This is a genomic window from Bacillus sp. BK450 (genome assembly GCF_004364885.1).
Taxonomy (GTDB): Bacteria; Bacillota; Bacilli; order Bacillales; family Bacillaceae; genus Bacillus; species Bacillus safensis.
Genome location: NZ_SOBQ01000004.1, coordinates 184,947 through 199,022 on the forward strand (window position 1 = coordinate 184,947; position 14,076 = coordinate 199,022).

Genomic DNA, 14,076 nt, shown 5'->3' on the forward strand with positions numbered 1-14,076 from the left:
TCGCATGAGTGGAATTCATTTAGAACACATCAGTCAGCACTTCGGTGAGCAGATTGCTCTCAACGATGTCAGTCTTACGGTGAATGAGGGAGAGTTTTTCTCCCTTCTTGGTCCTAGCGGCTGCGGAAAATCAACATTATTAAACATCATTGGCGGTTTTTTAGAACCAACAAAAGGCGTCGTCTATATTGGCGATCAGGATGTGACAGCTTTGCCGCCTTACCAAAGAAAAACAGGTATGGTTTTTCAAAGCTATGCACTTTTTCCACATCTGACTGTATTTGATAATGTGGCGTACGGGCTAAAGGTTCAAAAGAAAAAGAAGGCGGAAATTAAAGAGAAGGTGATGGAAAGCTTGTCTCTTGTTCAATTAGAGGCATTTGCGAAACGGATGCCCCACCAATTAAGCGGTGGTCAGCAGCAGCGGGTAGCGATTGCAAGAGCGCTGGCGATTCAGCCGTCTGTTCTCCTTCTTGATGAACCGCTCAGCAACCTAGATGCCAAACTAAGAAAAAACATGCAGACAGAGCTGCGAAATATTCAAAGGAATGTCGGGATTACAACCATTCTTGTGACACATGATCAAGAGGAAGCCTTAAGCCTTTCTGATCGGGTTGGAATTTTAGGAGAGGGAAGAATACAGCAGATTGGGACGCCTTTAGAGGTGTACCGCCAGCCAAACAATCGATTTGTAGCTGAATTCATCGGACAGGTGAACATCTTTGAGGCCGTGTACAATGAAGCTGATGCGGCATTTACAGTTCCGCATGTCACCCATTCAAGCGGTCAGCATCTTCAGCTGCAGGCTGCGGCACATCAAAAGAAGAGGGAAAAGCAACTGCTTATGCTGCGTCCTGAAAGAATCAGCATCTCTTCTGAGCGGGAGGAAGTCAAGCCGAATCATGTATCAGGCGTGCTGTCAGATGTGAGTTATATTGGGCATTCATTACGTTTGGTTGTGGGGCTTGATAATGGTGAAATCATTGTCCATGCTTCTGATGCGGCATTTCCCGAGCTGCCTGAAGTTGGAGAAACCGTCCATATCCATTGGCAGCCTGAAGATATCGTTTTCTTAGATTCGAAGGTGCATACGTGATGCGAATCAAGAAAAAGAATCAACGATTTCATTGGTTTATGCTGCTGCCAGCCTGTTTGTTTCTTGTAGTATTTTTACTAGCTCCTCTGGTGATGATGCTCGTTCTCAGTTTTCGCGATGTCGATTCGATGATGAATACATTACAAACGTATAGCTTTTCTCAATATATTCATGTGTTCACGACAGATGCATATGTAAAGGCGATTGGAAGTACTGTGTGGGTGGCTTTGCAGACAACGGTGATTTGTTTATTGATGGCATACCCCGCAGCATACGTGCTCGTCAAAGCACCTAATCCGCGTCTGCGGGCATTTTTCTATATCCTACTTGTGTCGCCGCTTTTGACAAGTGTTGTGATTCGGACATTTGCATGGATTGTTCTTCTTTCGCAAAATGGTCTGATCAATGGCATGTTATTAGATTTACAGGTGATTGAGAAGCCGCTCTCGATGCTGTGGAATATGAATGCGGTCATTATTGCCTATGTCCAAGTCATGCTGCCATTTGCAGTACTGCCGATCGCAACAAGCTTAACCGATATGGATCGTCAATTAAGACCGGCTTCTATGAGTCTTGGAGCTGGCCGGATTCGAACCTTTTTTCATGTCACCTTACCACTGACCATTCCAGGCATGGTGACTGGCGCGATCATCGTCTTCTCACTGGCAGCAGGAAGTTATATCACCCCGCTGTTAGTCGGCGGACGGATGCAGCCGCTGCTGCCGCTGTCAATTTATCAGCAGGTCATGCAGGTGTATAATCTGCCTCTTGCTGCGGCTATGTCCTTTACATTATTGGTTTGTGTGCTTGTGGTAGTCAGTCTATTAAGCTATTTATTGAAGCGTTGGGAGGCGAGGATGCATGCGTAATAAGTCAATAGGTGACCGCTTGCTTTCCATCCTGATTTGGACTGCTGGGTCATTGGTTTATCTTTTTTTAACCATACCTGTTCTTGTGATCGTCCTATCTGCTTTTAGTCCAAATGCCTTTCCTGAATTTCCACCGACTTCGTTCTCTGTGCGCTGGTTTCATGAGGTCGTGTCAAATCCAGAATGGATGGAATCTCTTCGGATCAGTGTGTTTCTGCTGTTCATCGTGACGCCTCTCACGGTTCTTTTAGGGACAATGGCATCGTATGCTTTAGCAAGGCTTTCCTTTAAGGGAAAGGAGGCTGTCCAAGCTTTCATTCTGTCACCTCTCATGATTCCTCAGGTGGTGTTAGGGATTGCAATGCTTTACTTGTTTACGGCTATGGGCTTTACAGGGTCTTTGTGGGCGCTCGTCATTGGTCACGTCATCATTGGTTTTCCTTATGTGGTTCGAACAGTAGGCGTGAGTGTTTCGAATTTAGATCCGCGGCTTGAGCTGGCTTCGATGAATCTTGGCGCAGGACCCATTCGCACGTTTTTTCGAGTCACATTACCTTTGATTAAGCCGGGAATCATTGCAGGAGGGGTGTTTTCAGCTGTGACGTCATTTGGGGAAATATCGATCAGTTTGTTCGTTTCCTCTCCTCAAACCATTACAATTCCTGTCAGGACCTTTAATTACATTGAGCAGACCTTTGATCCAAGTGTCAATGCGATATCTGTCATATTTATTATCATTTCTATCATTGCGCTGCTCATTATTGAAAAAACGATTGGTCTGTCTAAGGTGATGTAAATATAATGAAGAAACAAGGAGTTGTCATTTGAAATGACAGCTCTTTTTTTTGTTGTTTTTACAGTAAAAAAATTCATTTTTTTAGGGAATATAGTTCTTAAGATTTAAGAATTTGCGGGGAACGCAAGGAGACCTCTATCCTACATTTTCGGTCATATTTTCAAAATTTAAGGGAAAATATGAAATTTTTGCGGTATTTAGTCGATTATTTTCGGTTGAACGCAACTATTATTAGTTATTTTCGGTAAATATCGTCAATTCTCACAGGATCCCTTCGGTATAACGCATGAATCTTTACACCCATTTTTCGGTGAAAAAAACAATATTTTCATATAAAGTGGACGTAAATAGAAAATATCTAAAAGAAAAGAAGAAAAAGGCAAATCTATGGAAACATAGAGACGCAAAGCCATGTCCTAAGGTAAATGATTCTTTTTTTGCTAAGGTCGGCAGGCTACCGAATGAAAATGGGAGTCCCTCCGTTTTATTCGGGGTGGGCTCCTTTTCGGTTTAACCGTCTATTTTAATGAAATAGACTTGGTTCTTTTGATATAGAGGGTGCAGGGTGAAATTGGTGGAGAAAACATAGAAGAGGCGGAGGATGAGAATGAATACAGTTTATTACCCCTTAACACATGCGCAAAAGCGAGTATTCTACACGGAAAGATTTTATCCAGGTACAAGTATTTCTAATTTGGGTGGATTCGCCAGGTTGAGATCAGCATCTGGTCTCGATCCTTCTTTGGTCGTCGATGTGCTTCAAGCGTACATTCGACAAACTGACTCTCTTCGGCTGAGGCTCGTGTATCGAGATGAAGAGGAGGAGCCTGTTCAATATATCAAACCTTATGAAAAACAGCCGATTCGCATGGAAAAGGGCTGGAGTGAAGAGAAAGTAAGGGTTTGGGCAAACGAGCAGATTCGTGAGCCGATGCCATTGATTGACAGCCCTTTGATTGAATTTACGGTGTTTCAAATCAGTGATCAAGAGTGCTGGCTGTTCTGTAAAGCACATCATATTGTCGCGGATGGTATTTCCATCATTTTAATGGGAAATCGCATTATTGATTTATATCATGACATGCTGCAAGGAGTAGACATCTCGCCAGTTGAGGAGATTTCCTTCGTTGATCACATCATGAGTGAGCAGACCTATGAATCTTCTAAACGTTTTCAAAAAGACCAAGCTTTTTGGAATGAGCAATTTGCTCATATTCCAGACTTCGCATCTTTAAAACCGCATAAGGGATACGAGATGAGTTTGCATGCGGAGCGATTTTCAGGGGATGTTCCAGATTCTTTAAAGGAGAAGCTTCGTGTTTTTTGTGAAGAACAGAAAGTCAGTATGCTTTCGATGTTTATGTCCACTGTCTATATTTACTTACATCGCTTTAGCGGTATGGAGGATGTCGTTCTTGGAACCTTTATGGGCAACCGGACGAATGCCAAAGAAAAAAAGATGATTGGGATGTTTGTATCTACGATTCCAATGCGTGCATCTGTTCAAGGGTCGCAATCGTTTCTTGATTTCGTCAAGCAGGTCATGGCGGATCAAATGAAGATCTTGCGACACCAAAAGTACCCTTACAATTTGCTCATGAATGATTTGCGGGAAAGAGAAGGGTTTACAGGACGCCTTTTTGATATTTCTTTAGAGTATCAGGTGATGCAGTGGCAGAAAAAAGAGAATCTGTCGTTCATTACTGAACCGATTTTTAGCGGGAGCGGAATGAATGATATTTCAATACATGTGAAAGACCGCTGGGATACTGATACATTGACCATTGATTTGGATTACCGTACAGATGTATTCACAGAAGAAGAAATGAGTAAGATGTTTGATCGATTCTTGATATTACTAGAAGCGGCCGTCTCTCAGCCTGATCAGCTGATCGGGACACTGCCTTTACTTTCAGCAGGTGAACAAAAGGAGCTGCTGCAATTATCTGAAGGAGAATCGTTTGAAAGGCCAGCAGCAAAACCGGTTCATCACATGTTTGATGAGACAGCCAACAAATATGCAGACCGGACAGCCGTTGTAGCAGAAAATGGAACAATTACTTATGGAGAGCTGCAACAACAGGCAGAAAAGCTGGCACGTTTTTTACAAATGAAAGGTATCTCACGTGATGTGCCTGTTGCTGTTTTGATGGAGCGGAAGACAGATGCCATGGCAGCAGTCTTCGGCATACTAAAGGCTGGCGGGGCATATGTACCAATTGATCCGGCATTACCTGAGGAGCGCATTCAATTTATTGTGGAGGATTCAGGTGCTTCTATTGTGTTAACAGAGGAATCGTTCATTCAAGAGTACCCAGCCCTCTCGGAAAAATTGATCGTGCTGCAGCAAATATTATTAGATGATGGACGGCTGCCTGAGCTTGTAGATCAGACGGCGCCGGAGGATTTAGCCTACATGATTTATACATCGGGTACAACTGGAAAGCCGAAGGGCGTCATGATTGAGCATCTTCAGCTTCATCATTTGGTCCATGCTTTGCATCATGAGATGTATCAAGGGGCGAATGAGCTACAAATGGCGCTTCTAGCCCCATTCCATTTCGATGCATCAGTCAAACAAATCTTTGCTGCTCTTTTATTTGGACATACGCTTCATATCATCCCGCGAGAAACGACGAGAAATGGCATGCAGCTAGCGGCTTATTACAGAAAACATCAAATTGAAGCGGCAGATGGAACACCGGCGCATGTGCAGCTTTTACTTGCTGCGGATTTGGACGGGCTGTCATTGACGCACATGTTGATTGGGGGAGAAGCGCTGCCTGCGAAAGCAGCACGTTCACTCATTGAAGCAGTTCGTATGAGTCAGCCTGATTTTACTCTGTGGAATGTGTATGGTCCAACTGAGACGTGTGTGGATGCGGCGGTTCATCGCCTGAATCTCAGTGAGCTGAGCGAATCAACTGAACAGCGCTATGTGTCGATTGGAAAACCGCTTGGTCATCATCGTATTTATATTTTAAATGAACATGATCAATTACAGCTGCATGGGGCAGCAGGAGAACTGTGCATTGCCGGTATAGGTGTTGGGCGAGGCTATGTGAATCAGCCTGAATTGACGGAGAAGGTATTCACAGCAGACCCGTTTTCTCCACATGAGCGGATGTATCGAACGGGGGATCTAGTCAGATGGCTTCCGGATGGCACGATTGATTATCTTGGCAGAATGGACGATCAAGTGAAAATAAGGGGTTACCGGATAGAAACAGGCGAGATTGAAGCTGTGATGGAGCAGGTAGATGGAGTTGATAAGGCTATCGTGCTAGTGGTTGACGAAGCGGATGGAGAAAAGGCGTTAAGTGCTTATTATCAAGCTCGTCATGAAGGTGTGTCTGTTGACATGCTGCAAGCGGCTATCAAACATCAGCTTCCAGCGTACATGATGCCTCTTTATTTCAAAGAGCTCGATGCTTTTCCACTCACAGTCAGCGGCAAAGTCGACCGTCGTGCACTTGCTGCGTTAAAAGGTGATAGAGCGGTACATGCTGTTTATACGGCACCTAGAAACGATATAGAAACGAAGCTTGTTCATTTGTGGGAAGACATTCTAGATCAAGAGAAGATCGGTGTATATGATTCTTTCTTCGATCGAGGCGGGCATTCGCTCAAAGCGATGACCGTACTTACCAAGGTTCAGCGAGACTTTGAAGTGGAGGTGCCGCTCTCCATTTTATTTGAACAGCAGACAATTGCTGCTCTAGCTGCTTATATTGAGCAAGCAGAAAGGTCTTTTGAAACGGTGATACCAAAAGCGCCGGCTGCTGATCATTATCCATTGTCGCCTCCACAGCAGCGCGTCTATATGGTGAGTCAATTGGAGCAAAGCACTGTATATCATATGCCTGCTGTTGTGAGGTTAAAAGGAACTCTGCAGCTTGAGAAGCTGACTGAAGCCTTTGACAGGCTGATCTCACGTCACGATATGCTGCGTACTTCTTTTCATACGATAAAAGGTGTTCCTCGTCAGCGGATCGTTTCATCAGTGTCCTTTCAAATAGAACAGCTGACAGGCGGTACGATGGAAGAAAACATGCAGCAATTTGTCAGACCTTTTGATCTTGAGTGTGCGCCGCTTCTTCGAATTGGTTTGCAGTCATTGCATGATCAGGAGCATTTGCTCTTTTTCGATATGCATCATTTGATTTCAGATGGTCTTTCGATCGATTTGATGCTGCGTGAGCTGTCAGATGCTTACGAGGGATCGGTTAAAGCACCATTGAAGCTTCAATATCAAGATTATGCTGTTTGGCAACAGCACCAAGGCTTTCAAAAAGAAGAGGCATTTTGGCTGCAAGAATTTTCGGGCGATATTCCGGCTTTACAGCTGCTGACCGATTATCAGCGTCCAGCTGTCCAGTCTTTCGCAGGTGATCGTGTCATCAAAGAAATAGATGAAGCGTTAAAGAATCAATTACAGGAGCTTGCAGCAAACCATCACACGACACTGTATACGGTCTTGCTTTCTGCTTACTATACATTGCTTGCCAAATATACAGGTCAAAAGGAATTCGTGGTCGGAACACCGGCGGCAGGGCGTGTGCATACAGATTTGAATGACATGATCGGTATGTTTGTCCAGACACTTGCTTTGCGGTCTGAGGTAGATCCGAATGGAACCATGTCTCAGCTGATTGAGCAAGTAAAGAAAAAGACAATGCAGGCATTTGAGCATCAGCAATACCCGTTTGAACGGCTGCTTGAAAAGCTGAATGTGCCAAGAGATTTTAGCCGTCATCCATTGTTTGACACCGTCTTTACACTCGCGCCGGATCATGGAGCAGCCCAGCATATTGGAGACATGCTGGTCGAGGTTGAAGAAACCAATTTCCATATTGCGAAATTTGATTTAACACTGCAAGCGATGGAGTCCGATCAAGGTTTATCCTTTGTACTTGATTACAGTACGGCGCTATTTAAACGAAGTACGGCAGAGCAGATGATGAAACATTATGTTTATCTGCTGGAGCAGATGGTTCAAGCGCCGCAGGAAGCTATTCAATCCTATCGATTACTGTCTGAACAAGAAGCAGAAGCTCAGTTAAATAGGTGGAATCCGTTACCTTCGCCTTATCCAGCAGAAGAAACCATTGTGACGCAGTTTGAAAAACAGGTGCAGCAGCATGGTCATCAGCCTGCATTGCAATGTGAAGATGTGGTTCTTTCTTATCAAGAGCTAAGTGACCGAGTGAATCAGCTTGCTCATTATTTGCTTGAAAATGGTTTTGAAAAAGGGATGAAAGCGGCCTTATTCTTTGAACGTTCCAATGAAATGGTGCTCTCTGTTTTAGCTGTGCTTAAGGCTGGCGGTGTCTATGTACCAATTGACCCCGATTTCCCTGATGAGCGCGTGAAGCACTTTTTAACAGACAGCGGTGCACAATTCTTACTGACACATCAAGTGCTGCGCCATCGCTCGGTGCTCACTGCATTTGAGGGAACCATCATAGAAACAGAAGATCAAGTGATTACTCAGCAGTCAGACAGCCCTATAGATGCTCATATTCTACCTGAGGACTTGGCGAATTTGACCTATACATCAGGTACAACCGGTAAGCCTAAAGGAAATATGGTGTCACACCGGAACATTTTGAGAACGGTGAAGCAATCGAATTATCTCACCATTCATCCTGAAGACACGGTGATGAGCCTCTCAAACTATGTATTTGATGCCTTTATGTTTGATGTGTTTGGTGCATTATTAAACGGAGCGAAACTCATTGTTCTGCCAAAGGATCATATTTTAAACATGAATGAGCTTTCTGGAGCGATTGAGAAGGAAAAAGTCAGTATTTTAATGATCACAACAGCTCTTTTTCACTTACTCATCGATATGAAAAAAGACAGCCTGAAAAACGTAAGAAAAGTGCTGTTTGGCGGAGAACGTGCTTCTGTGCCTCATGTAGTGACTGCACTTGAGACAGTTGGGAAAGACAAGCTTGTTCATATGTACGGACCTTCTGAGAGCACAATTTTCACCACATATTATCCTGTGAATCATATTGAGAAGCAGGCGTTATCCATCCCAATTGGAAAGCCAGTGAGTCAAACGGCTGTTTATATTGTAGATGAGTTTGGACATGTCCAGCCGCCGGGTGTGGCGGGAGAGTTATGTGTCGCTGGTGATGGACTGGTGAAAGGATATTATAAGCAGCCAGAACTAACAAGCGAAAAGTTTGTCAAAAATCCTTTCCGTCCTGGAGAGGCCATGTATAAAACGGGCGATCTTGCACGCTGGCTGCCGAATGGAGATATTGAATTCATTGGACGCATCGATCATCAAGTGAAGATTCGCGGACAGCGTATCGAGCTTGGGGAAATTGAACACCAGCTGCTGCAGCATCCTCAGGTGAAGGAAGCTGTCGTCATTGCTGCTTCCAATGACACCTTATGTGCGTATTTCACAGCAGAAGGATCTGTTTCATTATCTGATTTGCGCGAGCAAGCAGGGCGTGAACTGCCTGTATATATGATGCCGGCATTTTTCATGCAATTAGAAGAGCTTCCTTTGACGAATAATGGCAAGGTCGATAGGCGGGCGCTGCCGGCACCTGATCTCAGTGAGCAGGGGGCAAATGAATACACCTCTCCTCAAACAGAAACAGAGCGTCTGCTGGCGAACATTTGGGCGGAAGTTCTTGAAGTGCCGCGAATCGGCAGGCACGATCATTTCTTTGAATGCGGGGGCCATTCGCTGCGCGGCATGAAAATGCTGAACAGGCTATATGAGGAGATGCAGGTGGAGCTCACTTTGAAGTCTTTATTTGAATCCCCAACATTAGAAGCGTTCGCCCTTGCGGTTGATCAAGCGGATCAAACGGAGATCAAGCGAGTAGAAGTTGCCAAAGAGGCGTCCTATTATCCAGTGACATCTGCTCAGAAAAGACTGTTTGTTTTGGAGAAAATGACTGATGCGGAGCAAAGCTATCATATGCCGGCTGCCTTAAAGCTAGAAGGCACCTTTGATGAAAAACGATTTGAAAAGGCAATTGATCAGCTAGTCCAACGTCATGAAGCTTTCCGAACGAGCTTTGATTTTGTTGAGAATGAACCTGTTCAACGGATTGAAACACATGTCTCTGTAGACATTGAAAAAATTGAACAGAACGGCCGAGACATACAGGAATTAATGAATGACTTTATCAGGCCATTTGATGTAGAAAAAGCGCCTTTACTCAGAATAGGGCTGGTTTCCGTCTCCGTAAATGTCCATTATTTACTGATTGATATGCATCATATCATTTCAGATGGTGCGTCTGTTGGCATTTTAATTGAGGAGCTATCAGCCCTGTATCGAGGAGACAAACTAGAGGAATTACCTGTTCAATATAAGGATTATGCAGTTTGGTCAAAAAGTGAGGCATCTGCTGCGCAAAAAGCAACTGAAGAGGCTTTCTGGCTGGATCAATTACAAGGGGAGCTGCCTGTACTGGCACTGCCAGAAGATCTGCCAAGGCCAAAAGTGCAAACATTCGCAGGAGATCGTGTCTCATTTACAATCGAAGGTTCGCTTAAAGCGAAATTGGACGAACTCGTTAGAACGCTCAACAGTACGACCTATACAGTCCTGCTTGCTGGCTACAGTATTCTTTTGAGCAAGCTTTCAAGACAAGAAGATATCATCATTGGTTCTCCGGTTGTTGGCAGAACCCATCCTGATATTCAATCTGTGATCGGCATGTTTGTGAACACGCTGGCACTTAGAACAAGGCCATCAGGACATCAGACAGCTGCTGAATTTGCGTCAAATGTTCATCAGCTTGTGTTAGAGGCAAATGAGCATCAGCTGTACCCATTTGAAGAATTGGTAGATCAGGTGCAAACGGTTCGCGACACAAGCCGTCATCCAATTTTTGACGTGGTATTCTCAATGGAAAATGCGGATATTCGTGATTTATCAATGGATGGGCTTCACATTGTTCCACAGCCATTCGAAGAGAATATTGCCAAATTTGATTTGACCTTAACTGGAAACGAATCCGCAGATCAAATTGAGCTCGTGTTTGATTTTAATTGTTCTATCTTTCAAAAGACGTCAATTGAAAAGTGGAAAGAATATTTCCTTCATTTGCTGGAACAAATGGTGTCAGCGCCAGATCAATCGTTAGATCAAATGCAATTATTGTCACCGCAGCAGCAGCAAAAACAGATGAACGAATGGTCAGGTCCTGTTCTAGACGTCCCGTCAGATCAAACCGTTCATGCCTTGATTGAAGCTAAGGCACAAGAATCACCTCATCAAAAAGCAGCAACCTTCTGCGGAACGAGCTGGACTTATGAAAAACTGAACCATCGGGCGAATGTAGTTGCTTCAAGACTCATCGCAAACGGCACAAAAACAGGCGACCGCGTCGGTATTCTCACTCGTCCGTCCCTTGATATGACGGCAGCTGTTCTTGGCGTTCTTAAGGCAGGTGCGGCATTCGTTCCAATTGATGCGGATTATCCGGCGCAGCGTATTGCGTACATGCTGGAAGACTGCGGGGCAGAGGTATTTCTGATGCAAAAAGGACTCACTGCACCACCTTCATTCACAGGGCATGTCCTGTTCATAGAAGATGCGGTAGAAGGAGAAGCTCACGAGATTCAGGTTCATGTGAAACCAACAGATCTCGCCTATATGATTTACACATCGGGGACGACAGGAAAGCCGAAGGGTGTCATGGTCGAGCACCAGTCCCTTGTGAATCTTGCGTTCTGGCACAATGATGCGTTCCAAGTGACGAAAGACGATCGAACTGCGAAATATGCCGGTTTTGGCTTTGACGCCTCCATTTGGGAGATGTTCCCAACGTGGATCGCCGGCGCAGAGCTGCACATTATCGACGAAGCGATTCGTCTCGATATGATCAAGCTCAATGCGTATTTCAATGAAGAAGACATCACCATTGCCTTCCTGCCAACGCAGTTATGTGAGCAGTTTATGTCAATGGACAACCATTCTTTACGCTATTTACTAACAGGCGGAGACAAGCTGAAACAAGTGAAGCCTGTTCCATACAAACTCGTCAATAACTACGGTCCAACTGAAAATACAGTCGTAGCGACAAGCGGAATGATCGATCCAGAACAAGGCACGATTCCGATTGGAACAGCGATTGCCAATACACGTTTTTACATCATGGGTTCGTTATACGACCTGTCGCCCCCAAGCGTACCGGGTGAGCTCGTGATTGCAGGAAAAGGACTGGCGAGGGGCTATTGGAATCTCCCAGAAGAAACCGACAAACGATTTGTGCCAGATCCATTTTATCCAGGTGAGCGCATGTACCGCACAGGCGATCTAGTGAAATGGACAGACGATGGTGAGCTAATTTATCTCGGCAGAATAGACCATCAGGTCAACATCCGCGGCTTCCGTATTGAGCTGTCAGAAATTGAAGCCCAGCTTCTGACGCTGGATTCGGTCAAAGAAGCCGTCGTGACAACGGTCAAAGATGCGAGTGATCAAGACGCCCTTGCCGCTTACGTGATTACGGAGAGCGATACAGAGAACCTAAAAGAAAGCCTAAAACGCACGTTACCAGAATACATGGTGCCATCATGGATCATAAAACTAGACCAATTTCCAATGACGGCAAATGGAAAGGTCGATCTAAAAGCATTGCCAGCTCCTGATATCGAAGCGAACCAAACGGTATACGAAGCACCAAGAGACGAAGTGGAAACGCTGCTTTGCGGCATTTGGGAAGATGTCCTTGGCGTCAGCCAAGTCGGCATTCACGATCACTTCTTCTTCCTTGGCGGAGATTCGATTAAAGGTATCCAAATGGCAAGCCGACTCACGCAAGCAGGCTGGAAGCTCGATATGAAACTTCTATTCCAGTATCCGACCATTGCGGAGCTTCGCCCATATATTGAAGAAGCCGATCTTCTCACAGCAGACCAATCACCTGTCAAAGGAGAAGTCATTTTAACACCAATTCAGCGCTGGTTCTTTGAACGAAACTTTACGAATCAGCATCACTGGAACCAATCGATGATGCTTCATGCGCCAAATGGTTTAAATGAGAAAAACGTTCAGCAAGTACTGGAACAGCTCATGATTCATCATGATGCCTTGCGAATGGTGTATCCGCTCGAAGAAGGGCGCGTCATCCAACGTCATCGAGGAATCGAGGAAAATAATGTGGCAATTGATGTGGTGGAAGTAAAAGGAGAGCTGTCACAGCAAATTCAGCAGGTAGAAAAGCTGGCAAATGAAGTGCAGGGGAGTATATCGCTAGCAGACGGGCCTTTAGTGAGACCTGCCATTTTCCGAACGGATCAAGGGGATCATTTATTGCTGGCTGTACACCATCTTGTGATTGATGGTGTGTCATGGCGCATTTTCCTTGAAGATTTCATGGCTCTTTATGAACAGTCGAAGCGCGGGGAAACTCTTACCCTTCCTGAAAAAACACACTCCTTCCAAGAATATGCCCAGAAGCTGACTGAATACGCTGTGTCAGATGAGCTGCTGTCGGAAAGAGATTATTGGAAAAAGGTGCTTGCGCATTCCGTTCCTCCGCTTCAAAAGGACCATGTCACGGAGGATCAACGAATGCTTCATACACAGACCATTCGTTTTGCATTGTCTGAAGAGGAAACACGCAGTCTGCTAACGGATGTACATGAAGCCTATCAAACAGAAATCAATGATATTTTGCTGACGGCATTAGGGTTGTCCATGAAAGAGTGGACAGGTGAAGACAGGCACTTTATTCATCTTGAAGGACACGGGAGAGAGGACATCCTTCCTGCGGTCAATGTATCACGGACCATCGGCTGGTTTACTAGTATGTATCCTGTGTTATTGGATATGTCGCATGCAGACGATCTTTCTTATCAGATCAAGTATTTAAAAGAGGAACTCAGACACATTCCGAACAAGGGCATCGGCTATGGCGTTTTAAAATACTTAACGCCTGACAAGATGAAGGACGATATCGATTTTCAAGTCACACCAGATATCAGCTTTAACTATCTTGGTCAATTTGATGAACAGATCGGCGGCGGTGAATTGAGGCGTTCTCCTTGGCATGCAGGACAATCGCTGAGCCCTGAATCTGAGAAACCTCATGCGCTGGATATTGTTGGTTTCGTAGAACAAGCCATGCTCCATGTGACGATTTCCTATCATCACCTTGAATTCGAAGAACGTACGATCGAACAGTTCAAGGAACTCTTAGAAAAGAATGTGAAGGCATTAATCTCACATTGTCGATCACAGGATGAGAGTCAAATCACACCTAGTGATGTGGGGGATGAGGATCTCACCATGGATGAACTTGAAAAGCTAATGGACCTATTTTAAG

General features: G+C 44.8%; 4 protein-coding genes and 1 riboswitch. All 4 genes read left to right on the forward strand.

Translation table 11 applies throughout. The features are described from left to right. Positions 1-4: 4 nt before the first annotated feature. The 4 genes from EV579_RS15175 to EV579_RS15190 all read left to right on the forward strand — a co-directional run bounded on the left by EV579_RS15175 (position 5) and on the right by EV579_RS15190 (position 14,075). Positions 5-1,096: an ABC transporter ATP-binding protein gene (locus EV579_RS15175; protein WP_133744738.1), complete on the forward strand. Its 1,092-nt coding sequence runs from the start codon at positions 5-7 to the stop codon at positions 1,094-1,096. Next, a complete protein-coding gene (locus EV579_RS15180; RefSeq protein WP_133744739.1) occupies positions 1,096-1,965 on the forward strand; it encodes an ABC transporter permease in 870 nt (289 codons plus the stop codon). Before EV579_RS15175 ends, EV579_RS15180 begins: the two co-directional genes overlap by 1 nt. Beyond that, a complete protein-coding gene (locus EV579_RS15185) occupies positions 1,958-2,761 on the forward strand; it encodes an ABC transporter permease (protein ID WP_133744740.1) in 804 nt (267 codons plus the stop codon). Before EV579_RS15180 ends, EV579_RS15185 begins: the two co-directional genes overlap by 8 nt. Before the next feature lie 368 nt (positions 2,762-3,129). Beyond that, positions 3,130-3,223, forward strand: a riboswitch (cyclic di-GMP riboswitch). Between the two features lie 145 nt (positions 3,224-3,368). Next, positions 3,369-14,075, forward strand: a complete 10,707-nt coding sequence (locus tag EV579_RS15190; RefSeq protein WP_166644704.1) for a non-ribosomal peptide synthetase — start codon at positions 3,369-3,371, stop codon at positions 14,073-14,075. Position 14,076: the final 1 nt, after the last annotated feature.